The organism is Candidatus Zixiibacteriota bacterium (assembly GCA_034439475.1).
Classification (GTDB): Bacteria; Zixibacteria; MSB-5A5; order GN15; family FEB-12; genus JAWXAN01.
Window position 1 is genome coordinate 1 of record JAWXAN010000023.1, and the last position, 24,149, is coordinate 24,149.

Sequence of the window (24,149 nt, forward strand, 5' to 3'; positions counted from 1 at the left end):
CTTAAGGAAGAGAAAGACAAAGCAATCAAAGGAAATGATCGAGTGAATATAGTTGCTGGATGCCAGTATTATTTTGATTGATACTGAAACGCCAGACTGAAGAACTTAGCAGCATTAAAAGCGCGTAAACACATCAAATGTAACAAGTTGCATTCATGGTGAGCAGGGGATTGAAACCAAGAGTCCACTGTCATTAAGACTTAAAATAATCCTAAATTAATTTAGGCGGAGTTCCATGTAGATCTCGCAGGCTTGGGGACTTCCGGCAGGAGGCGGAATACCTTCAAAGCCAAGCGAATTACATTATGCATGTGTCGTCAGGCTCTACTGTCAGGGGATGGTATCCCCCGCCAGACGGAATGACTTACATAAGACTTGAGAACACTTGCTTTGAGGCAACGTAAGTTCTAACTTGAAGGGTCGTCATGTCCAAATGGTTTGATGACACACATCATCTTAAAAAAGGAAGACCGATGAAGTATCTTGTTAAGTTCTCTTGGCCTATTGAATCTGGAAATGCCACGTTAAAGGATCCACAATTCGGATCAAAAATGAAACAGCTATTATCGGATCTCAAAGCAGAAGCGGCATATTTCGCAGCCGTGGACGGGGGTCGGGGCGGCTATATAGTCTTAAACATGGAGGACGCCTCACAAATCCCAGCTGTTGCAGAACCTCTGTTTCAATGGCTGCATGCTGCCGTTGAATTCATTCCAGTGATGCTGCCACAGGATCTCGAAAAAGCCGGCCCGGCCATTGCTGCTTCGATCAAAAAGTGGGCGTGAGTATTGCAGCTTACTGACCTTGCCAGGGTTTAGTGGACACGGAAAAAGGATAGGGTTATGTTTCTATCCGGAGGTGTTCAGATGTCAGAACAGAAGCGTCGGAAGTATGACACGTGAGTTCAAAGTTGAGGCGGTGCGTTTGAACCTAGAGCATGAGAGAAGCGTGTCTGGTGTGCCGCGTGATCTTGGGATCAGTGAAACTGTGCTTCCTTCGGGACAGTCTTGTCACCACCCGGCATAGAAACATATACGCCTTGTTTAATTGAAAGCGCATAGATCGGAGTTGAAAAAATCAGAGTTCAAAGGAGAGATTGAACAAATGCGCGCTACCGAGATTATCCGAATATGGAACGAAAGCGTAGTCAATGGTCAGATTTCGTTTTGTGAATGACACGCCCGCCGACAGATTCTTGGAATCATAATTGCCCATATATCCGCCGCGGAGGCTGAACATTTCGTTGAGCTGAGCTTCAACCCCAAGGTGAGGATGTATATCATCGTCAACAGAGACAATATCAAGCGAACCCAAGTAGCGAGTGTAGGTGTAGGAGCCGCCGAGCCGGTAGGTTGTCGGCAAAGATATGGGGCGAGAACTTTCCTGGCCGGCATTGGTCAGAGTGAGCTCAGAGCCAAGATTTGTAGCTGAAGCCCCAACTGCCAGAGAAGGATTGACCCGGGCATGGATACCAAAATCAACATTGAAAGCCGTGCCGCGCCAGATGTCTATCTTTTCAAGAAACCATCCCAGAGCAAACCCAGCTGAAATCTTGTCCGTTACGGCATAGCTCAGTCCTGTTTTTATCGAAGCATCGTAAGAGCTAAATGCGGCATCAGGGGCCACAGTTGGCGATGTCCGCGCTTCGAGGTGGCCGACTGACGCATAGCGGATTCCGCCATGCACGAAAAATTTCCCATTCAATGGGGAGGAAAAATGCCCGCTCGAGAGTCCAATATCTTCCCAGTAGGTGTTGTGCCCGAATGATGCCGTAAATTTTGAGATACCGACTGACAGCGCGGGGTTATACATGGAGCCATCGGGATCGCCTGAGAGGGAAACGAATGCCCCGCCAAGCCCCGCGGGTCTTGCCGCTGTCTCGACTTTCATGAGCGCCAAACCGTCCTGAGCAAAGAGAGTTTGTCCACAGCATGTAATGACTAAAACGGATGAAAGCGCAAGATTACGAAAGAAGCGTGTCATAGGTTCCTTTCACTCTAAAAGAGAAGGTCGAACGAAAAAATATGTTCTGAACCTTCATCAACTCGGTCGGTACTGAAGGCATAATCAATGGCCAGTAGTTTTTTGCCTATATGGAAGACATAGCCGGTGCCGGCGGTCAGACGCTCGTCGCCATAGCCTGCACGCAGGGCAAACTCAGGACTCAACGAGTATTCAGCGCCGAAATGCGGCACGATAGCCTGTTTGGCATTTTTTGATATGTCCGAAGCCAAAAGCAGTTTTCGCTTCAGAAACCGCGATGAAAGACCAATTCCGATTTCGACAGGGATCGCATCTTTTTGCTCAAACCCAAGACCGCCAGTTGTGTATTTGAGATTATATTTTTCGCTGTTCCAGGTGAAGGTTTTGGCGATGTTTTTTATCAGCAAGCCGAGTTGGATATCTTTGATGGCCATATCCTCGCGTTTTTCCCTATCAACAAACCAATCGAAATAGAGAACAGCCCCAAAATCAAAGCCCACACTATTTGCGGAGATCTCTGTCATACCCGAATGCAGGTAGCTAATATTTACGCCTGCGGCGAGATAGTTCTCGAAACGCTTGGCGAAGAGAATTGAAATTTGGCTTGTATTCTGGCTAATCTCGCGGTCCAAAGCCATGCCATCTTCGTCACGCGCCATGACCGACCCTGAACCGGCATAGAGCCACTGGAACCCGATGACGGCGCGTCCCTGAATAGGCAGAGCGACAGTAAGGTAGCCCAGCTTTCTATCAAGCTGCATTGCGCGGTACGATGTCGACAGGAGAGGTTTGTTGAGATTATTCAATCCGGCCGGATTAAAAAGAGGCGCGGCGCCGTCATCGGAGATTGATCGATAGGCTCCGCCCATTGCCGTCGGTCGCGCTCCTGCGGGAATTTGCAGAAACGCTCCGGCATCGCCGCCATCGCCGTCCTGTCCAAGGATGTCGGTCGCGCTTGATACGATAGCGGCAGCAATAAGGAGCGCGGCAAGCTTGCGAGTCGGAATGAATCGAGACGTAGATCGGGTCATGGAATCACCGCCAATTTTCCCCAGCGGCGTTCGCCGGAATCAGTCAGAACTTTAAAGTAATAAACACCTACTGCGACAATCTCGCCCTTTCCATTGAGGCCATCCCAGGTTCGACCTTGAGATGAACCGTTGGGATATATTCCGGCGGAGTAGAACAAATTGTCGATTGGCCGAGCGACCAAATTCATTGCAAAATCATAAACCTCGATCGTGACATTTCCAGCATTTTCTACTGTAAAATGAAAATCAATGGACCCGCCGCGACTTGGGCTGAACGGCACAGGGTAGGCATAGACTTCGTTCGAGGGAGTTGTGGAATCGACAACGCCAAAGAGACGCTGGTCCGTTAACGCCGTATCGGTCAGGAGAATCCTGATTGTGCCATCGCCAGTGCCAACCCAGAGATAGTCTCCGATTACCTCTGCCGCAAAAATGGCTGTTTCCGGATCAAGCAAAGGCTCATTGGTCGTACTATTCACAAGCGGAATGGTGTCCCATTTACTACCCACGCGGTTTTCTACATAGCGAAGCAGGCCGATATTTGTTGCGGCGAAGATCGTATCATTGCGAAATCCAAAATTCCACGCAAAATCTTCTTCATACTGAATATCCCATTCGAGTCGCATTAATGTGTCTACAAAGCCAGATGACGAATCGATTGCTGATTTGAACCGCCCTCGTGAGATGCCATCCCCGCCACTGGAGACTGGCCGGCCCGACACCCAAATATCAGCCGTAGAATCAGGTCCCCTGTACTGCACTCCGATTGCAGGATTGAAATCGCCTGAAATGCCGAATGCGATTGTCGTATCCGGGGCGATTCGAGCGCTGTTGGCAAAGGTATGGTTGAGCGTCTGATCGGCTCGGAGCGAATCGAAATTCGCCCTATGAATTTTATATTTTTTGCCCCGATTCACTGAAATGGCAATGCCGTTTTGCGTGGCAAAATAGATGGTATCTCCGAGGACAATGCCTGTATTTATGGTATCGGTTTGAGTGTAGCGAAGGCTCGCATCAAGACTGTCTATTATGGTATAGGGGTCGTTGATCTCATCGGCCAGTGAGACAAAGTATCGCACTCCGACATTGGTCAGGACAAATATTGTATCACCTACAAAGGATAGATCGTTTGTAGGGGGAACAATACGAGGCATAAAACTGGCGCCTCTGTCCAGAGAGAATGTAACCGTCGGGTTACCCAGCACGGTGGCGGGGCGATGTACAAGCCAGATAGCCGTTGAATCGATCAGAGTTGGTGTCGCGGTATCAGAAAACTGCTGGATTGCGATGCGAATTATTTTTGTCGAGCCATTAGCGTCCTCAACAAATGCAAATCTTGTAAGAGAGTCAATTGACCCGGCTGGATCCAGATAGAGCGCTGCAAACCCGGTGTCCGTCCCAACATACAAAGTGTCCCCAAGAGCCTTGAGCGCATTTACGGTATTCACCGCTGATCCAGCTTGAGCTGAGTCGATTAGTATGCGAGTCCATGTACTGCCGGTGTCACCAGTTACAAGGAGCCCGTTCTGCTGACCGGCAAGGTAGAGGCGACTATCAATGCTGGCAAAATCAGAAATTATTCTCTTCGTTCCAATAGCCGGTTGAATCCAGGGTACACTGTAACTGTTTCCCCCGTCGGCAGAGATCGCAAGACCTGTCGAGTTGACGGCGATATTGTCGCTTGTTCCGACGAAGAGCCGATCGGCAAAGGGGATGATAGCAGTCACGTTTGGTCCGGGGAGTCCGTCAACGACAGTTCTCGTAAAAAAGGGCGATCCGCTTCTTCTGCCCACTGCCACTCCCGAGGTTCCACCAAGGAAGAGGGAGTTTGTAGTTAAACAGCTATCGCAAACGGCTAATCGGTTGACGCCTCTTATATAAAGCTTTTTGTCATTGGGAGAGAAGACATACTGAAATACGCCGCCTGCCGTACCCGTCCAGACGAGGAGTGAATCATGATGGGTGGTGTCTGCGACAGCAGAAAAATACCTGTTTTCAAGCGACGGCTGGCCACCGGCATAGTACTGAGCCGAGTCCGCAGTAGAAGGGAAAATTCGCCTCCAGTTTATTCCGCCGTCGCGGGACGCCAAAAATCCGCCTGCAAACGCCGCGAAAAAGACCCAGTCGTTGTTTGGCCCTTCGAGTCTGTTATTAGCGCCGGTAATGTCAAAAATCGTCCGATTGCCCCCGGTGACAAAATTTATATTTTGTCCCGTTGAGTTAAAGTCAATAGTCGTCCATGTATCGCCGTCGTTGTCGGTGTAGGATACTCCATCTGAAGCTGTTACCAATTGATTTGAGACGGTTTCTTCATGGTTTGTGCCTGTCCACAGGCGATTGCCGGATGAATAAAGGGCGGAGACGTTATCACTTACCAGGCCATTTGAGGTGTTATAGAATTGCCAAGACAGCCCGTTATTATTCGAGAAATTTATTCCTTTGCCGGTAGCCAGCCAAACGGCTCCGTTGTGTTCAATAATATCGATGACACTATTTGAGAGCAGTCCGTTCTTGGGCGGGGCAACAAGTTCATATCGATGGGCAAGCTCTCCGCCGTCACTTTGAGACGGCAGGGAAGCCAGAATTGCGGCGGAGAAGACCAAGGTACAGTCGCGTATAAAATGTCGCAGATTCATGTTCACTTATTTGTTTCCTGATAAATTATGATTGTGGTGTACTGTGGGCGAAGTTGAACGGAATGAATCAAAACGCCTCAAGATTCCTCTATATTCATTGAGAAACAGCAAAAAAGGATAGTCAGTTTTGGCAGTCAAAAGTTCTTTCACGTCTTGCATCCAAAGTAGTCAATTTTTGAGGCAGGGGCAAGCTAATTCGCCTATTAAGCCATTGACTAAAGTATCAATTTTGACTACTTTGGCATTCGGATGCGCAATATAGAACCCTTTTTTTTGAATAAAGCCTTCCCTTGCTTTCTTCTCGGTCTGCCCCTGATTCTCATACTTATAATCGTTTCCGGCTGTGATAAACTTGTAACTGAAACAACTCAGGTGACAGTTATCGACACCACCCTTGGCCAAGCCTGCTTGACTTGTCATACTGATTCCGATGATTCTCAGATTGTCCAGCCGAGAGAGCAGTGGGAAAACTCGCGCCATGCGTCAACAGAACTCCTTGAGGCAACTGTCTTTTTTAACGGCGACTTTGAAAACACCGCCGCCTGCGGTCCGATATGTCACTCCGGTAATGGATTTGTTGATTTTATTCAAACTGGTTCCCAAGCCAATCAGAGTCAGCCCTCTACGATAAATTGCTTTACCTGTCATTCTCCTCATACCGGAAATTTCGGTACTTGGACGCTCGATTCCCTTCGAGGGAATGCCGCTCAGGTTGTCCTCAAGGATGCATCAGTATATGATGGCGCCAAGTCGAACATGTGCGTTCACTGTCATCAGGCGGCAACTGTCCCGATATTGAACGCCAATTCTGCCTTGATAAATAATCGGTTTGGCCCTCACTCAAGCACACAGGCGAACATGCTGATTGGCCGAAGCGCGTTTCTCTTTGATACCATAGTTGTAAAAAACAGCCATGATAGTACTCTGGGCAGAGACGGTTGCCTGACATGTCACTTTGGTCAGGGAGTTGGCGCCTCATTTGGGGAACATACGTTCCGACTTGAAGATGAAAGCGGCTCTCAGCTTGTCGCAAACTGCAATGTCGCCGCCTGTCATGTTGGTACTCTGGGCAAGACACGGGTCGTCCAGGACTTCTATCAATTCGAGCGATTGGATACCATTGCGATTCTGGCGGACAGTCTTGAAATATTACTTAGGGCGGAGGGAATCCTCGATCCGTCTGATCCTATGGGAATTGTCTTCATTCCACAGGACACCGCTATTCCGCGCGGACTGGCTCAAATTCTATATAATTATCTGATGTTCAGAGAAGATGGTTCACGCGGAGTGCATAACGCCGCCTACTCCGAACAGATTCTGAGGGAATCTTTGACACGGTATGATTCACTGCCACGGTTGTCCTCTTTCAGCGCATCCGACACCGCAGTCTGTTTTGATGATACAGTTCTTTTCAGGGCGGATTCCTCGAACAATGTGACCACCTTTAGCTGGGCGTTTGGCGATGGAACAGTTTCCTCGAATCTGACCGCAGATTCAGTCAAGCATGTCTATAATAAAAGAGGGATATTTACCGTCTCGCTAACCGGCACCGGGAAATTCGGGTCGGCTTCGGTTTCAAGAGCCAATTATATTACAGTTGACAGTGTGGCCTCTAATTTTTCAGCGGCTGTCGATAGCGGCAAAGCTCCATTGAATGTGGCATTCTTAGACCTCTCAACTGGTACTATCGATTCATGGGAATGGGATTTTGGAGATACGACCGCTATCGACACGTCGAGTCTGCAGAATCCAATCATTATCTATCAGAATATCGGAACCTACACAGTTCAGTTACGAGTCACCAGTCCATGCAATACCAGCATTCTCACGAGAACTGGCTATATCAAAGTTACGGCTCCGTAACCATCTAAGCCAATTCGGCTTTGAACTTTTTGGTCAAGGCCGGCACAATCTCAAACAGATCACCGACGATACCATAACTCGCCACTTTGAAAATTGGGGCGTCTTTGTCTTTATTGATTGCGACAATCGTTTGCGAGGACTGCATTCCGACGAGATGCTGGATAGCGCCTGAGATACCCACAGCCACATAGAGTTTTGGGTTGACTGTGCGTCCGGTCTGGCCGACTTGGTGGGCGTACGGAACCCAGCCAGCATCGACTACTGCGCGTGTAGAGCCGAAAGCGGCATTGAGCGATTCGGCAAGTCCCTTGATCAAATCGACATTCTCCGGGCCGCGAATTCCGCGTCCGGCGGAAACAATCCTATCGGCTTCGGCAAGGGTCAGTGTGCCGCTTGATTCGACTCGAACTTCTTTGGTGACCGCTCTTGAGGTCAAAGTTGAGCCATCAATTGACTCATTTACAACTTCGCCGCTTCCTGATTTTGATTCAGCAAAAACTTTTGGACGCACCGTAATAAAAAATGGTTTTGTGGAATCAGTGGCCGAAACTTTGGCAATGACACTCCCGCCATAACTGGGCCGGGTGGCGACAACCGCTCCATTCTCAAGCGCCAGCCCGGTAATCTCGGAGGCCATCGCTCCGCCATTGAATCCCGCAACCCGAGCGATAAGGGCGCGGCCATAAAATGTTGCCGGGGCAAGTACGACCGATGGTTTATATTTTGCAATAAGGTGCCCAATAGCCTTTGTATAAATCTCTTCATTGAAATGTTTCAATGCCGGATCAGAGACTGAGAGGACTTTGCCGCCGCCTCGGGAGGCAAGCTCTTTGGCCAGCGGCTCGGCATTGTCAGAAAGTATGGCAGTGCACAGTGCCCCACCCAGCGGGCGGGCGGCCTCGATAAGTTCAAACGATGCTGAGTTTAGTTTTCCGTTTTTTTGAAGCGCTATAAGTAAAACATTCATTGTATATCCTTCACACTAAAATTTCAAGAAGAGGAATATAGGCTGGGCGGTCATATCGGGCAATGAGTTTTCGAAAACTATCAGTTACGTGAAAATCCGAAAACTCTCAGAGGCGACATTTATGTCCGATTGAGCCGCTCGATGATTTTTGTGCGCGCTTGGGTAAGGGCTTTGCCGCGGTGCGAAACACGGTTTTTCTCATCAAGCGTCATTTCTGAGAAGCGTTTGTCAAAAGGGGGATAGAAAAAGACCGGATCATATCCAAATCCTTCTACGCCAAAAACTTTTTCAGCAATTATGCCTTCGACTGTCCCCAAAATCGTTTCGATATCATCCGGTGTCCAAGCCAGAGCGATAACACAGCGGAATCGCGCGGTGCGCTTTCCGGTCGGGATTCCCGCCAAAGAGACAAGTAATTTATTGTAGTTATCTCTATACGTCGCATTTTCGCCGGCATATCGGGATGAAAACAGACCCGGCGCACCATTAAGAGCGTCGACTTCGAGCCCTGAGTCATCGGCAAGCGATGGCAGTCCTGTAAAATCGGCAATGGCGCGAGCCTTAATCAGGGCATTTTCAACAAGCGTCGAGCCGGTTTCTTCAGGGTCGGGGAATTCAAGAAAATTATGGCGAGTGAGAATTGTGACAGGAAGGTCATCCAAGAGATGTCTCATCTCAGTGATTTTATCATCATTGTTGGTCGCAAGAACAAGCTGCACAAAAAGTCCTGAGAACTAATAACGGCTGATATCGACTCTGGTTATTCTATCAACAAGACGGCCAAGAAATCGTGAGGCCACCTGCGAGAATTTTTCAGGGACATCGGAGACAAAATATTGGTGCTCACCGTTCCGTTTGCCTGAGCCTTCATTCTCGTTCCGGAGCAGATTTTTCTCCTGCATCACACTTTGCGCGACACGGGCTGTTTCCTGGCCGCTGTCGATGAGGGTAACTTTGTCGCCCATGACATCGGCTATAACTTTTCTGAGCAAAGGATAGTGGGTGCATCCAAGTATCAAAGTATCGATCCCAACATCATGCATCGTCTGAAGATAATCTTTGGCGATGAGATATGTCGCTTCCTGATCGATATAGCCTTCTTCGGCCAAAGGGACAAAGAGCGGACAGGCCAGAGAAAAAACTTTGAGCGAGGGATTTAGCTCACGAATAGTCTTGGCATAAGCGTCGGAGTTGATTGTGGCATGGGTGCCGATAACGCCGATTCGTCCATTTTTTGTCTGTGCGACTGCGGCTTTTGCCCCGGGGGATATCACCCCGATCATCGGGATATTATATTTTTTTTGCACTTCGTCAAAGGCAACGGCAGAGACGGTATTGCAGGCGCAGATTATATATTTGACTTTGTGTTCCTGGAGAAAGGCCACATCCTGAATTGTAAACTGTGTGATAATCTCGCGAGAGCGGCCTCCATACGGCGAACGTCCGACATCGCCAAAGTAGACGACATGTTCATAGGGCAGTAGGTTGAAGACCTCGCGGGCCACTGTCAAGCCGCCGACACCGCTGTCGAATATTCCAATCGGGTCGCTGGCTGTTTCATTGCCAAGTTTTTGATTCATAGGTAATCTATTGTGAAGGCCTTAATCAAAGAATTTACTTTTGCTCGTATTTTCCTTTAAAGCGAAGAACGGCGTCATAAATACTTTGCGCGATCTGGGTTTGGAATTTTCTGTCTTTAAGCATACGCTCCTCTGAGGTGTTGGAAATGAACGCGCTTTCAACAAGGAGAGAAGGCATAAAGATTTTGTTCAGCACAAAAAACCCGGCTTGGTCTACCCCACGCGCCGGGATATCAAGATTCTTGCGCATCTCCCTGTCGAGCATAAGGGCGAAATCCTGGGATTCTGCCTGAAATTCGGTCATTATCATCTCGTTGAGAATAGAGAGTACCGGATCGTCCGAATCGGTGTCAGGCAGGTCTTCATCGTTGAGTGTTTTCTCACGCAGGAAATAGCTGTTTTCCAACTGCGCTACCGCCCGGGCAGAATCATTTTTGGCCGGGGCGAGAAAAAAAACGTTCCATCCCCGCGCCTGCGCTTTGGGGCTCGCGTTGGCATGGATCGAGATGAAAAGATCCGCTCCGGCTTTGTTCGCAATTGATGCCCGTTCTTCCAATGAGACTGTTTTATCGGACTCGCGAGTCATGATCACTTTTATCGATTTTTCGCGCCTAAATTTTGTCGCAAGCTCTTTGGCTATGGCCAGCGTCACATCTTTCTCACGTGTCCCATTGCGGCCAATCGCGCCGTAGTCAGAGCCTCCATGTCCAGCATCGATAACGACGGCATCAACCAGTTCATCCGGCCCTACCGGGTTATTGTCGACTGTTTCAATTTCAAAACTTTGATCGGGGATCGAAATCTGAATCCGAAGCGGCTCCTCGACTAATTTATGGTGCCACTGATCGATTGGCTTCTTGAATTGCATCGATATCTGACCGGTGGTCCCTTCCTGGTGAGTTGAAATTTTATACATGAGACGCGGGTCTTTTCGAGAGATTATTCGCTCGGAGTTTATTCTGCAGTCGCGCAGTGAGACATTCACCCAGTTGCCTTCGGTGACGAAAATATCATAACCGACCGGTTTGCTGAGAAATATCTCGACGAGAACGCCATTAGCCTTGATCGACACAGACAGATCTGTTGCATCGAAACCGTTCGGGTCGACAAGCACCGCATGGGTGGATTCATCCCAGTCGATCTCTTCGACAGCCGCCTTATCCAGATAGGGAAGAAAGGTCTCGACAGGCACGAAAAGCTGACCGTTTTTCACAATTGCGCCATAGGTCATATTGAAGATGCTGTCGTTTAGCGTGAAGTAAGGTGAGGCTATAACAAAATCGAAGCGGAATTCGTCATGGGTGTAACTTATCTGGTGGCCGATAATTTCCCAATCGAGCGACCCGCCGAGGGTTTGGGCCAGTTGAGAGAGCGAGACATACTGGATGCCGTTTTCGGTTGTGCTCTCGACTTCCTCGTAACTGCCGGCGATGGAAACTTTTACCTTAGCCGATGTCGGTGCGAGACAGCCAAGAATAAGCAGGAACACCAGGGCAGGGGTAACAAAGAGGGCAAATGCCTTATGAAAACTCAATGATCGAGATCCCTTCGTTTCGCCCGGTCAATTCTTCGCTTGGCTTCGGCTTCGGCAATAACCTGCCGCTTGTCGTACTTTTTACGCCCTACAGCCAATCCCAGTTCAATCTTCAACCGCTTTCCTCTAAAGTAAAGAGCGAGCGGAATAAGTGTCAAACCGCGTTGCAGTGTTTTCACCGAAAGTTTCACGATCTCCCGTTTGTGCAATAACAGCCGCCGAGGGCGGTCAGGGTCGAGCGGTTCTCCGGACATCTTATAGGGTGTTATATGCAGGTTCCGTAAAATCACCTGATTTCCTTCGACAATGGCATAGGCATCGGCCAGGTTGAGCTTTCCCTCGCGGATCGATTTGACCTCGCTCCCTTTTAGTTCGATACCGGCCTCGATTGTCTCGGAGACAGCGAAGTCATACCTTGCTTTTCGGTTTCTGGCAACAAAGACCATGTCTTCTTTAGGTTTATCCACCCAGCAAGGATACGCCGATGAGCTTTGCGGGGCAAACAAAATGATTCGAACAATCGCATATTGTCAAAAACTGCTGTCTGTATCAATGCTTTTAAGAAGTTAAGAAAATATTTGGATTGTCGATACTTCTCATTAGTTCATAGTGCTAAAGAGTATAGAACGAGTGCATCGGGCGAAAGGCTTATCATGTCTCATAAGATCAAAGTTGGAACGGCAAAAGTTTTAATAATTGACGATGAACCCGAGATCACCGAAATAGTCGCGACGTTTCTGACCGAATCCGGCTACATGGTAGGCGTAGAAAACAGCTCCGGGAACGCTGTTGAAGCGGCCCGTAAACTTTGCCCTGATGTTATCCTGCTTGATATTATGATGCCCGGCGCCGATGGATACGATACCTGCAAAGAAATCAAAAAAGACCCGCTTCTTGCGCATATTCCGGTAATATTTCTCACCGGAAAAGACCGCAACGACGATATGGGACGATCGTTCAAAGTCGGCGGCGATATGTTTATAAAGAAGCCTTTTTCATGCGAACGGCTGCTTGAAATTGTCAATATTGTTATCATGTCGACCAGCCGCTACTAGTTTTTTTGACGTCCGATTCCTAAAATCCTTCTTTACCTTCCCGCTCCAGCAGATTCAGATCTTTGCTCGTTTATAGCGAACTCTCGTGTTTTTTACCTGTTTCAATATATAATAAGGTGGAATGAATTTTTTTTAGGAAGGATAGGAGAAGATTTTGATGTCCATATTAAAGAAAACAGTATTGGCCTCGATTGGGGCTTTTGAGATAACGAAAGCCAAGGCTGAGAAGATTATCGATGAACTTATCGCCAAGGGTGAACTCGATCAGTCAGATCGCAAAAAGGCCATGATTGAACTACTTGAGAGGGCTGGCCAGTCGACCTCGGATTTTACTGCCAAAGTAAAGGAAGGGGCTGAAAAGACTGCGACAAAACTCGCAGATGAACTTCATTGGGCGAAAAAGAGTGATCTGGATAGGCTTGAAGCGAAAGTGGATGCCTTGATTAAGACAGTATCGGAACTGGCGGAGAAGATTAACAGACGCCCCATTTCGTGATATCTAGCGCGCGACAGCCCGCCGCGGCGGGCCGCGCGAAGATGTATTAAAGCAATTTCTCTTTGAACTTTCGTGTGGGGCGTCTCTGCCCTGCACTGGTATAAAGGCTGGTGCACAGGGACGTACACCAGCCACAAATTCCCCGATACGTCATTGCGGAGAATTGTAGGTCAGCGTCGACCTGCGAATATCGGAAAATGTCAGGAGAAAGCTGGCAATCAGGCCGAGACTACGGACTGCACCGACAAAGTCTGTTCCATACGGTGGCGGGCCAAATCGATGCAGTCTCTGACCTCAAGAGCCGAGTTAACCTGCTCGAAACTCACACGCAATTCTTTTGAGCCGGCAAAACCGGAGGCGTACGAACGAAGGTGTTTCCTCATCATCGCGAAATTTTTATGCCCCTGAAAAATTGATTCAAAAAGATGAGCGTGCTCTATCATGGCGCTGAACTTTTCTTCGACAGTAATATCTTCTGGATTGATAGAGCGATTGAACAACCACGGATTGCCATAAATAGCCCGACCAAGCATCACACCGTCAATACCAGTTGTCTTCACAAGCTCCTCGGCTTCGGCAATGGATTTCACATCGCCGTTCCCAAGCAATATTGTGCCGGTTCCCTGGACTGCCCGCACGGCCTGAGAGATCAATTCCCAATGGGCGTCAACAAGCGACATCTCTTTTGCGGTCCGAAGATGCAGGGTAATTGCCGCCGGTTTTGTTTCGAGCAAATGCCCCACCCAATCTTCGAGCGCAATTTTGCTGAAACCTATACGGGTTTTTATTGATACCGGGAGGTTACCAGCCCCTTCCTGAGTTGCGACAATTATCTCTTTGGCAAGCCCTGGCGTTTTTATAAGCGCCGCGCCAGAACCGGTTTTGGTAACAGTTCTGACCGGACAGCCCATATTGAGGTCAATCCCATCGAACCCAAGTTCCACCGCCAATTGAGCGGTTTCGTAGAAATGTTTAGGTTTTTCTCCGAAAAATTGAGCCACTATCGGCCGTTCGGATTCATGGTACATAAGACTTTTGAGCAAATTAGGGCGTCCAGCAGAGCAGAGGCCATCGACCGCGACAAACTCAGTAAAGAAAACATCTGGCTTGCCTCGACGGGCAATTATCTCTCGAAAAGCCGCATCGGTAACGTCTGCCATAGGAGCCATTGCAAAAATAGGCGCCTTGAGTTGTTTCCAAAAACCATACACTCGGGATTCAGTTTCCATGGCCGCTAATATACTACTGTCGAGAAGTTTTCCAAATATGTATCTGAAGGCGATAGTTGAGGGAATCAAAGAAGGCTATTGAGACTGTCTTCGTCGAGAATAGGGATTCCGAGTTTTTTGGCGTTATCCAATTTTGAGCCGGCATCGCTTCCGGCAAGCAGAAAACTTGTAGCCTTGGAAACTGAGCCGGCAACATGGCCGCCGTTGTTTTCGATAAGTTTCTTGAAATGATTTCGCGGCTGTGAAAGTGTCCCGGTGATGACAAATGTCTTCCCTTCGAGTTTGCCGCCGGAGGACTTTGATTTGTACGGGCTGAAGGTAACCCCTGATTTTTTGAGATTTTCAATCATTCGTTTATTTCCGGCAAGGGAGAAGAACTGCACTATATTGGCGGCAATGGTCGGCCCAATTCCCTGAATCTCTTCAAGGGTATGCAGAGAGGCTGAATATAGAGTATCAAAATCCCCAAAATTATCCGCAAGCAATTTTGCGACTGACTCACCAACTCCAATTATCCCAAAAGAATAGATGAGTTTCGGGAGTTCGACCTTTTTAGCTCGATCGATAGCGTCCAGAAGATTTTGCGCCCGCTTGTCGGCCATTAAGTCCATTGTGAGCAACTGATCTTTGGTCAGGCAGAAAATATCAGATGGGTCTTGGACCAACTCTCTTGCAATAATCTGTTGGGCAATTTTGTCTCCAAAGCCTTCAATGTCAAAGCCGCCTTGGGAGGCAAAATGATAGAGTTTTCCTTCGAGCTGGGCCGGGCACGCCGCATTGAAACAGCGGTAGGCGGCTTCGCCTTCGGTGCGGGAAATGGCTTCGCGGCATGAGGGACAGACTTCTGGATATTTGACCCGCTTGGCGCGGTCCGGCCGCTTATCGACAATGACTTCCATGACTTCAGGAATTACATCTCCGGCACGTCGAATGACGACTGTATCTCCGATTCGGATGTCGAGCCGTGTGAGTTCGTCTTCGTTGTGAAGCGAGGCATTTGAAACAGTTACACCAGAAACTCTGACCGGTTTGAGCAATGCCACAGGTGTTATGGCACCGGTGCGTCCGACGGAGAATTCCAACCCAATAAGAGTCGTTTCTGCAAGCTCCGCGGTGAATTTCCATGCCACCGCCCAGCGTGGCGCGTGAGAAACCTGCCCCAAAATTTCCTGTGAACGAAAGCGGTCAACCTTGACAACCATGCCGTCAATTTCAAAATCAAGCGAAGTACGTAACTTTTCCAACACTTCGAACCTCAGCCGGACTTCGTCAGTTCCGGTCGCGGTTGCCGCGCTTTCATTCACAAGGAATCTTTCCTTGAGGAGAAACTGCATAGTTTCTCTCTGTGACGGCAGATCCTCATATTCAGTTTCGGAAATGCCATAGGCATAAAATGCGAGCGGCCGGGAGGCCGTTATTTTTGGGTCAAGTTGGCGAAGCGAACCTGCGGCGCCGTTTCTTGGATTTGCCAAAGGCGGTAGACCGGCTTCAGTCTGCTTTCGATTTAACTTTTCAAATGCTGATTTTCGCATGATAACTTCGCCGCGCACCTCAAGCAGCGGAAATCGCGTAGACGTCTCTTCAGATAACCGCAGAGGGATATTTTTTATCGTGCGAAGATTTGGCGTGATATCCTCGCCCGAAGTTCCGTCCCCTCGTGTTCCGCCAGCGACAAAAAGCCCATCTTCGTAAATGAGTTCGACAGCCAGCCCGTCGAGTTTCGGCTCGGTGAAGTATTCGATTTCTGTTTTCGACTCAAGTCCCTCGCGAACCCGGCGGTCAAATTCTATAAACTCCTGTATGGTCGTTACCTTCTGAAGCGACAGCATTGCGGCGCGGTGCCGAAAGGGCGCGAACTTTTTTGAGGGGGTTGCGCCGACTCGCTGACTCGGGGAATCGGATGTTATGAGGTCAGGATGATCCTTTTCTATGGCAAGCAGACGGTCAAAGAGTTTGTCAAATTTCGTGTCGCTTATTTCCGGTTTGTCACTCACATAGTAAAGATGGCTGTGACGCTCGATTTCTTTTTTGAGGTGTGCGTATTCATCCTGAGTCGCTTTATCAAGAATGGGCATATCGGAAAGTTATATATTCAATTCGGGCAGGTCAAGGCTGCCTTAGGCTTCGGGATAAACTGTGCGAGTTGAAAAATCCGACAGGTTAATGCTTAGCGAGACCTTTGCGGAAAGCCGCGATCTCTTTGCCGGCGAGATCATCCACGATGTCTGTTACCCAAACTGAATGAAGATGATTTTCACCATCGGTCTGGACGATGACAGACTGAGCAAGGTTGAAAGATGTTTTGGCTGGTGTATCGGAAAGTGATATGCAAAGAATGCTGTGCTTATCATTTGTAATCAGTTTAGGTTCGATTATTGACTGACGAAAATCAAGCCATCGAATATCGGCCGGCAAGGATTCAGCCGGCAGTATGAGATTGGAATCAACTGTCCAGCGTCTGCGGGGGAGCGAGACCTCAATAAATATTAGTTCACCTTTCTTATCGAGGTCAAAACGAACCGTCTCCGCCTCCAAGAAAGAGAAGAAGCGGTGCTGGACGTCGAAAGGGCCGATCTGGACATAGAGGGAGTCTTCCTCCAACTGATAAAACCCCCGACTTGGCATTAACTGCCCGGCCGGAGTATCGATATTTAATCTGACCGTCTCTAACGGCATATTCTTTATCGGCTACTTGAGGTCTTTGAGCCGCTCTTTTGCCTGTTCTGCTTCCAATGTTCCGCTGAAATCTTTAACAAGACGCTGGTACTGTTTCTTGGCCTCGTCCTTATTGCCAATCTCCTGCTGAGAACGCCCGAGCTTATAAAGTGTGCGGCCGATATTAGCCGAATTTTTGAAATTGGCAAGCAGGTATTCAAATTCGGTCACGGCTTCGTTATATTTCTCAGTTGAGTAAAAGCACTCGCCAATCCAGTAGTAGGCATTTTCGGTGTTCTGGTGGTTCGTACAATCACGCAGAAAATTGCGAAAGCCTTCGATTGCCGAATTATATTCACCCTTTCGAACTAAAACAAAAGCATCGTCGTACATACCATCGCACCGGGCTGAACCTTGCTGACTCGCAGTATCTGTCTGTCCGGAGCTTGTCGGAGGAAGTTTGATTGTCTGTGTGCGGTTCATCTTGGCAAGTTGCGATGTCAAATCATTCATATTATCAAGCAGAGACTGGATTTGACGGCCAAGTTCATCGGTGCTGACCCGGATGTCTGTCCGCATCTGGTCGTTGGCAGTCGCACCTGCCGAAATAATTGAATCCATGCGGGCGATAAGATGTTCGGTCCTTCGGTTCTGAATTTCAATGGTGTCAAGCCTGGTATTGACCTGGTCAATATCCCTTTTGGTGACACAACCGGGGAGCAATGCGCCCACACCAACAACCGCCACGATTAGTAACGTGGCGGTTTGGGTTGACTTTGTGCGGGATTTCATACCGGTTATACTCATAATCCTAACGTGAGGCAATGGTAAATTCGCTACGTCGGTTTTTTGCCCAGGCGTCTTCATTGCTGCCCTGAATTTTTGCGCGCTCTTTGCCGTAGGAGATGACTGAAGCGCGGTTGGCTGATAACCCGCGTCCTACAAGATAATCCATTGCAGAACGGGCGCGTTTTTCGCCAAGTGAAAGGTTGTATTCAACAGTACCTCGCTCATCGCAATGACCTTCGATACGCACAATAACATCGGGGAATTCTGTCAGCAGTTGGTAGTTGGCATCGAGGGCGGCACGGGCGTCCGAGCGAAGATTAAACTGGTCAAAATCAAAATAGACGGTCTGGAACTGGCTCTCCTGTAGTGAAGGCTGAACTGGTGGTTCGACAGGACGAGATGTCGTGTCGACAGGAGTGGGCGTCTCGGTGCGAGGTGTTGTGGTCGTGGTTTCCTCAACGGTGGGCTTGGGTTTGCCACAATTGCTGGCAACAATGGCCACAGCAAGCAGGAGTACGGTTAGTAATGTCTTCTTCATTTCTTCTCTATTCCTCCCTTAAGGGATTTAAAGTAGCCTTTATTTCTAACAAACTGGACGAAAGTAACATAGGAGATTTATCAAGGTCAACAATAAAAACAGGATATTTTTATCGCCTTTGCTTCAAAGGCTTTTAACAATGCATTCCGATTTGGAATTACCTCTAAATCCACACTGATTTTGTATAATTTGGCTTCTTCAGCGAATGGGGCCCCAAGTCGGGTTTGAGGCATCGCCGCTTCGTGTGACTCTCCGCTGGTTGCGGCCGGTCAGGTCCATACTGTAAATATCGCTGCCGCTTAAGCGTGACGAGGTAAACACGATATGTTTGCCATCGGGCGCAAAATGGGGGTTTTCGTTCATGCCGAGCTGAGTTAATACCCGGTAATCTGTTCCATCGGTATTGATCGATGCCAGATCAAATCTGCCTTGTTTGGTTCTGCTGACGAAGGTCACACGCTGGCCGCGAAGCGACCACAGGGGGGAGTCGTTGTAGCCGCCTTCATAGGTCAAACGCTTGACATTAAAGCCATCGGAGTCCATTACATAGATTTGTGGTGTGCCGGTTCTGTCGGAGGTAAAGGCGATCATTCGGCCATCGGGCGACCAAGACGGCGCCGACTCAATGGCGGCATTGTTTGTCAGCCGCTGGATAATTTTGCCTGAAGTATCAAGCAGATAAATCTCCGAATTTCCGTCTTTGGACAACACGCAGGCGATTTTATTTCCATCGGGCGAAACCGATGGAGCGGCATTGATTCCGGGATACGAGGCAATTTTTGTGGTTTTGCCTGATTGAATGTTGACCCGATAGAGATGTGGGTTTCCGTCCATGAAACTCGTGAAATAGACATCTTCGAGGTTTGGGGCAAAAGAAGGGGAGAGATTAATTGAGCCGTTTTTGGTCAATTGGCGTTCATTCGCGCCATCGTAATCTGAGACAAACAATTCTTTTCCGTTACGTATTTTTCTGACATAAACAATCTGGGTGCGGAAAATACCGGCATCGCCGGTTAAGGTGCGGGCGATTTCATTTGAAATGTCATGCGCCAGTTCGCGCCAAAATGTCCTGTTGTCTTCGACTTGTCCTTTGGCAATTTGCGCTTTTGACATGACATCAGAAAGCCGCCAATAGATGCGCATATTCGGGCCGGGGAACTCGACTTCGAGGCGAACAAGATATTTAGCGCCGAGCCGCATCCAGCCAAGCAAGTCAAGCTCTTCGATTTCGTATGTTTTGAGATAAAAGCTGTCTATCGGAACCAGGGCAAAATCGGAATAAAAGTCGATATCGCGGCGGATGACATCGGCGATGTAGCGCATCAGGGTGGAGTCATCGGAATTGATGATACTTGCGCCGATATATCGCGAGTCATCGACACCAATAGGCGTCACCTGAACATCTCCGGCTCGAATGGTGTCGAAGAAGATGTTTCTAATCTCAGTATTTTGAGAGAATCCACTTTGTGCACACAAGATTATTCCGAATATGACCGTATAGAGTTTCCATTTCATGGAGAAAATCCTTTGTCTCATTGATTATTTGTGAACGGAAGGGTAATGCCGATAATTTCGTCGATAAAGTCATTGGGTAACGGTGGGAATGGAGCCGATCTCTCGACTGCTGCCAGACAGGCCTCATCAAAATCAGGGTATCCGGACGATTTCTCAATACGAAGCTCTATCACCCGTCCGGATTTAAGCACTTGAAAGTAAATTGTGCAGAAAATGCGATTATCCACGTTGGTGGTATTTCTCATATTATTCGCAATTTTGTTGAATGTCTGGGTAAACCAGTATGGATAGTTGAAATTAGCGTTATCAACTGTCGCGCCAGCGAACGGACTACCCTGAGCCGACTCCACATCGGTCTTTGATTCTTCGGATTTATCAGAAGGCTCTTCAGTTTCTTTTTCTTCTTTTTCTGCCTCGGTCTTTTTGGGCGGCTCTTTTTTGGGCTCGACTTTTTTTTGGGGTTTCTTCACAGGTGTCTTGGGTTTTTTCACGGGCTCGGTTTTGACCGGAGTTTTTTCTTCGGGCGGTTTTGCCTCAACCTTTGGCTCCTCGGTTTTTGGAGCCGCAACGGCGGTGGGCTGGGCCGGAGTAGGCGATGACATACTGGTCAGATTCACACGGATAATTTCATCAAAATTCTGTTTTTTCTGAAAATTAAAAGAGGGTGTAAAGAAGGCCGCCGCGACCAGCGTCGAATGAAAAGCTATTGAAAAAAGGATATCCCGTTTCATGACATGTCCCGACTAACGCCGTTGATTCTGTGCGCGCTTCTTTTCCTGATGAGTGGTAACAAGTCCGATCGCTTCAATGCCCATTTCCTTCATCTGGCCGATAACGTCAATCGCGACACCGTAAGCAACCGCAGAATCGCCGCGCAAATAGACCTCGTGCGTGTTTTTACGTTTTAGCTCATCGTTCAGGTTTTTTTCAAAGTCGGGCATAGTCGTCCACTTGTCATTTATATAGATGCCGCCTTTGGAGTCGATGGTGAGAACGACACCTTGAGCTTCTTCTTCGGTTACCGCCGCGCGGGTTTTCGGAAGGTTTATTTCAATTCCCGACTGTAGCAACGGCGCGGAGATCATGAAGATGATAAGCAGAACAAGAACAACATCGACAAGATTTGCGATGTTTATCTCGGCATTGGCATGGTATGCCCGGTGGCGCGGACGACGAATCATCGCTCTTCCTTTCGAGCGCGAGCGATGAATTCAAGAATGAAGCTGAAGGATCGGTCATTGATGCCCTTCATCTTATTATTCGCCCAGTTATAGGCAATAACGGCGGGAATAGCCGCGCCCAATCCAACAATAGTAGCAAGCAGGGCCTCGGCAATACCGGGGGCGACAATTGCAAGCGAGGCCGAGCCTCGTTCGCCTATTGACCAAAAGGCGTCCATGATACCGACAACTGTTCCGAGCAGTCCCATAAACGGGGCCGCGCTTGCTGTGGTGGCAAGAAATACCACGCTTCGCTCCATTTTGACCGTTTCATCGGTCGATATTCTTTCCATGGTCATTTCAATAATTTCGAAATCATGACCGCTTAACTGTATACGGTTTTGTTGCAGACCCGGCGCCTGGGTGTTCATGCTTCGAAGTTCATTCAGTTCTCCGAAACCCGCGAGAAAGATAGACGAAAGCGGGGAATGATTAGTTGTCTTGGCCGCGCCGACGATATCATTCAGTGAGCGTGAGCGACGAAATTGTTGGAGAAATTTTTCAGTGTCATTAAAGATTCCGGAGAACTCCCGCCATTTATTGAAAATAACCGTCCATGAGATTAAGGACATAATGACAAGTATGATTAAAATGAAGAGTCCAAAGGTAGAAGTATCGTTGATAATCTGCCAGATTGATGTATTCATATCGCTTTTACGTACTTCACAGTTAAAAGTTTATTTGTCATGATGTTACGCGTTTTGATAACATCAGGAAGCCAATAATAGGAGACTTCATTATCCATCGTCAACAAAAACAGACCGAGTGTGAGGTTGTCTGTTTCTTTTAGTTGATCTGCGCGCAATGGGATGTATTTTTCTTCATAAGAACCTAAAATGTTCAACGGTTTCGAATGGATTACAGATGAATAGAAAATACCCTCCCATTATAATTCTGATTTTGATTGGTTGTTTCAATTCCGGTTGTGATGTCGGTTCAAAGAAAGATACGAAAGAAGGGTCGACTGGCGCCGGGCATCCGGAGGAACTCAAAGACAGCACGCGGCTTGATCCGGCCGATGAAAGCGCACAACAAAAAAATGCGGCCGAGTCGGACGGAACTGAAGGTACGCCTGTGGAGACAGTTTATATCGGAGGGGATTAACTCTCGATCATTTCGACATTGGCGCGCGGAACAACAGCTTTACCGCCACCATCGAATTCAACTTCGAGTACTCGAGCCATTGATTCTGATTCAAGTTTTCTCAGCGGAGAGGGAAGATCAATGACTTTTCCAAGCCGACCGAAATGGGGATGGCGGATAACACGTACCGGCGAACCGATTGTAATACCTTCAAGCGTTGCAACCTTGGCGGATTTCAAGTCGACATTGCCTGTCTCCGGAATAACGACTTCGGGACGAATAACTCCGGCGCGAATTTGGGTGGCACCGTTTATTGAAGCGGTTTGACCTTCGAGTCTTTTCAGAAGATCAAAGGTCCTTTGGGCCATATTAATCTGGCCAAATCCTTCGGTGACCACAAGGGTGGTGGACATGTCTTCGTTGCCGGTGATAGCCACACCTATATCATACCCGAGGAAATCTCGAAGGTCTTTGTCGTCGAAGCCACCGACAACTATTCCCTTAACGCCCATGGCAATGGCCTTTTTGAGCGCGCCCGCAGTGACGAGCGATCCTCCCACAAGTATCTTTCCTTTATGGTCGGCGGTAATTAAGTCTTCGGAAAGAACAATGCTGTTGGACGAGGCGGCCATGTGAATTGCTCCATGCGTTTCACCTCCGATGCCAAAAATTCCCTGAACAAACGATGCCACACAAGTTATCACGACACCTTCGCGCGGAAAAACTTCGGTAACTTCCCCGCGAACATAGGCTTTGACCTCAACCGGGGTCGGCTCACCGCGTTGAAGGACTTGACCGGTAACGTGAGAAATTGATTCGATTGTGCCATTGATTGTGGCCGCGCATGAACCAGACATGAATTTTAAGAAGGCCAGATTGAATGGCGGCTTGGTAGCGGCGATGACTTCTTTTTCGCTAATCCGGTCGCGCTCTTTTTTGAGCATGACATGTTCGATGTCTTCCGGCGGAATGCCAAGACTATTGGCCACATTTATAGGGACGACGTTTCCGGGGAGCAGGGTACGGGCGACAACAACATCCTCGGTCACCCTGTCACCGACTTTAACGAGCACATCACCTTTAAGCGGAAGGATTCTGTGCTTCTGAACCAAGAGCTTGTCGGTGACCTTGAGCCCGGGGGTGTATGAGTGAGCCATTCTATTTTACTTTCTGTTTTAGTTCGCGGTAGATTTTGAAAAAATCAGCTCGTCCGTCTTCGTTTTTTAAAAATAACGAGCAATGCGCCAAGCACAATGACAATCGGAACCCAAAACAGCCACATCGGGCTTTTCTTCGATTTGACGTCGACATTGCCAATTTTGACAGTTTCTTTTGGTGTGGCGGATTCCACATTTTCAGACGAAAACGACGCAACGATATTTTTAAATGTGGGAGCGAGCGTTGAAAAAATCGAATCCGAGGCATAGAAGTAAAAGTTTGCGATCCCGCGTTCATAGAATTTGAGTACAAGCAGATTCTTTTTGAGGACTGAGCCTTGGTCGGTGATGTCTGTAACATCGGTTAGGATAGACACAGTCTGCGTGGACTGGTCATACACGGGCGCGTTCGAGCGCAGATCGGTCATGTAATTGCCGACAGGTGCGTATTTAACTTTATCACCGAAGTTGTCATTTAATTCGCCAAGGACAGAGTCAATCCGCTGCTGGCTCATCATGCCGATAGTATCGAGCGTGACAATCAGGTACTCGCGTTCAAAGAACGGTCCGAGTGTGTCAGGAGCAAACACCGCTTCGTAGTTGAAGGCTTGCTGGCTTGACTGTCCCTGCGACAGGAAGTAGTCAACTGTTCTGTAATCTACCTGCTGCCAGTTGTCAGGATAGTTGAAATAGAATTTTCCATTAAAGGAGACGAATGGTTTTTCTGCCAAAACATCGACAGATAAAATTATTGTCAGTCCGAAGACTAACGCCAAAAGTCGATTCACGAAACTCCTCCGGATTCTGTAATAGATTTA

At 48.3% G+C, this 24,149-nt stretch carries 24 protein-coding genes; 5 read left to right on the plus strand and 19 right to left on the minus strand.

Features of this window, described 5'->3' with window-relative positions; translation table 11 throughout:
- The first annotated feature begins 425 nt into the window (after positions 1 to 425).
- Positions 426 to 785, plus strand: a complete 360-nt coding sequence (locus SGI97_02640) for a DUF3303 family protein (protein MDZ4722792.1) — start codon at positions 426 to 428, stop codon at positions 783 to 785.
- A 292-nt stretch (positions 786 to 1,077) separates the two neighbouring features.
- On the opposite strand, the gene SGI97_02645 is transcribed toward SGI97_02640, so the two are convergent.
- From SGI97_02645 to SGI97_02655, 3 genes are read right to left on the minus strand one after another with little or no spacing between them, the layout of a single operon-like run.
- Positions 1,078 to 1,983 (minus strand): PorV/PorQ family protein, encoded by a 906-nt coding sequence (locus SGI97_02645; protein ID MDZ4722793.1) that lies wholly within the window; start codon positions 1,981 to 1,983, stop codon positions 1,078 to 1,080.
- Between the two features lie 14 nt (positions 1,984 to 1,997).
- Positions 1,998 to 3,014: a PorV/PorQ family protein gene (locus SGI97_02650; GenBank protein MDZ4722794.1), complete on the minus strand. Its 1,017-nt coding sequence runs from the start codon at positions 3,012 to 3,014 to the stop codon at positions 1,998 to 2,000.
- On the minus strand, positions 3,011 to 5,650 hold the full coding sequence (locus tag SGI97_02655; protein ID MDZ4722795.1) for a hypothetical protein: 2,640 nt from the start codon (positions 5,648 to 5,650) through the stop codon (positions 3,011 to 3,013). The genes SGI97_02650 and SGI97_02655 overlap by 4 nt, the downstream gene beginning before the upstream one ends.
- Before the next feature lie 249 nt (positions 5,651 to 5,899).
- Between SGI97_02655 and SGI97_02660 the strand changes: the two genes are divergently transcribed.
- Complete coding sequence (locus SGI97_02660; GenBank protein MDZ4722796.1) at positions 5,900 to 7,513, plus strand: PKD domain-containing protein; 1,614 nt, start codon at positions 5,900 to 5,902, stop codon at positions 7,511 to 7,513.
- 4 nt (positions 7,514 to 7,517) lie between these two features.
- Here the strand turns inward: SGI97_02660 and SGI97_02665 are convergent, their stop codons facing one another.
- The 5 genes from SGI97_02665 to smpB all read right to left on the minus strand — a co-directional run bounded on the left by SGI97_02665 (position 7,518) and on the right by smpB (position 12,040).
- Positions 7,518 to 8,480: an electron transfer flavoprotein subunit alpha/FixB family protein gene (locus SGI97_02665; protein ID MDZ4722797.1), complete on the minus strand. Its 963-nt coding sequence runs from the start codon at positions 8,478 to 8,480 to the stop codon at positions 7,518 to 7,520.
- A gap of 119 nt (positions 8,481 to 8,599) precedes the next feature.
- Entirely contained in the window at positions 8,600 to 9,199 is a 600-nt protein-coding gene (locus SGI97_02670; protein MDZ4722798.1) for an XTP/dITP diphosphatase, read from the minus strand.
- A 15-nt stretch (positions 9,200 to 9,214) separates the two neighbouring features.
- Positions 9,215 to 10,060: a glutamate racemase gene (murI, locus tag SGI97_02675; protein MDZ4722799.1), complete on the minus strand. Its 846-nt coding sequence runs from the start codon at positions 10,058 to 10,060 to the stop codon at positions 9,215 to 9,217.
- Between the two features lie 34 nt (positions 10,061 to 10,094).
- The gene (locus SGI97_02680) at positions 10,095 to 11,594 is read right to left on the minus strand and encodes an N-acetylmuramoyl-L-alanine amidase (GenBank protein MDZ4722800.1); all 1,500 of its coding nucleotides are present in this window, start codon (positions 11,592 to 11,594) and stop codon (positions 10,095 to 10,097) included.
- Positions 11,591 to 12,040: an SsrA-binding protein SmpB gene (gene smpB / locus SGI97_02685; protein MDZ4722801.1), complete on the minus strand. Its 450-nt coding sequence runs from the start codon at positions 12,038 to 12,040 to the stop codon at positions 11,591 to 11,593. The genes SGI97_02680 and smpB overlap by 4 nt, the downstream gene beginning before the upstream one ends.
- Before the next feature lie 207 nt (positions 12,041 to 12,247).
- On the opposite strand from smpB, the gene SGI97_02690 reads away from it, so the two are divergent.
- Both SGI97_02690 and SGI97_02695 read left to right on the plus strand, forming a co-directional pair.
- Complete coding sequence (locus tag SGI97_02690; GenBank protein ID MDZ4722802.1) at positions 12,248 to 12,649, plus strand: response regulator; 402 nt, start codon at positions 12,248 to 12,250, stop codon at positions 12,647 to 12,649.
- Between the two features lie 157 nt (positions 12,650 to 12,806).
- The gene (locus tag SGI97_02695; protein ID MDZ4722803.1) at positions 12,807 to 13,145 is read left to right on the plus strand and encodes a hypothetical protein; all 339 of its coding nucleotides are present in this window, start codon (positions 12,807 to 12,809) and stop codon (positions 13,143 to 13,145) included.
- 218 nt (positions 13,146 to 13,363) lie between these two features.
- Here the strand turns inward: SGI97_02695 and SGI97_02700 are convergent, their stop codons facing one another.
- From SGI97_02700 to SGI97_02740, 9 genes are all read right to left on the minus strand, one after another.
- Positions 13,364 to 14,374: a tRNA-dihydrouridine synthase gene (locus SGI97_02700; protein MDZ4722804.1), complete on the minus strand. Its 1,011-nt coding sequence runs from the start codon at positions 14,372 to 14,374 to the stop codon at positions 13,364 to 13,366.
- A gap of 65 nt (positions 14,375 to 14,439) precedes the next feature.
- A complete protein-coding gene (gene ligA, locus SGI97_02705; GenBank protein MDZ4722805.1) occupies positions 14,440 to 16,449 on the minus strand; it encodes an NAD-dependent DNA ligase LigA in 2,010 nt (669 codons plus the stop codon).
- A gap of 85 nt (positions 16,450 to 16,534) precedes the next feature.
- Complete coding sequence (locus SGI97_02710) at positions 16,535 to 17,050, minus strand: hypothetical protein (GenBank protein ID MDZ4722806.1); 516 nt, start codon at positions 17,048 to 17,050, stop codon at positions 16,535 to 16,537.
- A 12-nt stretch (positions 17,051 to 17,062) separates the two neighbouring features.
- On the minus strand, positions 17,063 to 17,821 hold the full coding sequence (gene ybgF, locus SGI97_02715; GenBank protein MDZ4722807.1) for a tol-pal system protein YbgF: 759 nt from the start codon (positions 17,819 to 17,821) through the stop codon (positions 17,063 to 17,065).
- A gap of 19 nt (positions 17,822 to 17,840) precedes the next feature.
- Positions 17,841 to 18,356 carry an OmpA family protein gene (locus SGI97_02720; GenBank protein MDZ4722808.1) on the minus strand — a complete coding sequence of 172 codons (516 nt, stop codon included), beginning with the start codon at positions 18,354 to 18,356 and terminating at the stop codon, positions 17,841 to 17,843.
- A gap of 198 nt (positions 18,357 to 18,554) precedes the next feature.
- A complete protein-coding gene (gene tolB, locus SGI97_02725) occupies positions 18,555 to 19,871 on the minus strand; it encodes a Tol-Pal system beta propeller repeat protein TolB (GenBank protein MDZ4722809.1) in 1,317 nt (438 codons plus the stop codon).
- Positions 19,872 to 19,888: 17 nt separating this feature from the next.
- Positions 19,889 to 20,602, minus strand: coding sequence for a TonB family protein (locus SGI97_02730; GenBank protein ID MDZ4722810.1), 714 nt, complete (start codon positions 20,600 to 20,602; stop codon positions 19,889 to 19,891).
- 12 nt (positions 20,603 to 20,614) lie between these two features.
- On the minus strand, positions 20,615 to 21,052 hold the full coding sequence (locus SGI97_02735; GenBank protein ID MDZ4722811.1) for a biopolymer transporter ExbD: 438 nt from the start codon (positions 21,050 to 21,052) through the stop codon (positions 20,615 to 20,617).
- Positions 21,049 to 21,738, minus strand: coding sequence for a MotA/TolQ/ExbB proton channel family protein (locus tag SGI97_02740; protein ID MDZ4722812.1), 690 nt, complete (start codon positions 21,736 to 21,738; stop codon positions 21,049 to 21,051). Before SGI97_02740 ends, SGI97_02735 begins: the two co-directional genes overlap by 4 nt.
- Positions 21,739 to 21,955: 217 nt before the next feature.
- On the opposite strand from SGI97_02740, the gene SGI97_02745 reads away from it, so the two are divergent.
- On the plus strand, positions 21,956 to 22,195 hold the full coding sequence (locus SGI97_02745) for a hypothetical protein (protein MDZ4722813.1): 240 nt from the start codon (positions 21,956 to 21,958) through the stop codon (positions 22,193 to 22,195).
- On the opposite strand, the gene SGI97_02750 is transcribed toward SGI97_02745, so the two are convergent.
- Complete coding sequence (locus SGI97_02750; protein ID MDZ4722814.1) at positions 22,192 to 23,331, minus strand: hypothetical protein; 1,140 nt, start codon at positions 23,329 to 23,331, stop codon at positions 22,192 to 22,194. The two genes, SGI97_02745 and SGI97_02750, sit on opposite strands and share 4 nt — an antisense overlap.
- Before the next feature lie 44 nt (positions 23,332 to 23,375).
- The gene (locus SGI97_02755) at positions 23,376 to 24,119 is read right to left on the minus strand and encodes a hypothetical protein (GenBank protein MDZ4722815.1); all 744 of its coding nucleotides are present in this window, start codon (positions 24,117 to 24,119) and stop codon (positions 23,376 to 23,378) included.
- Between the last annotated feature and the right edge of the window lie 30 nt (positions 24,120 to 24,149).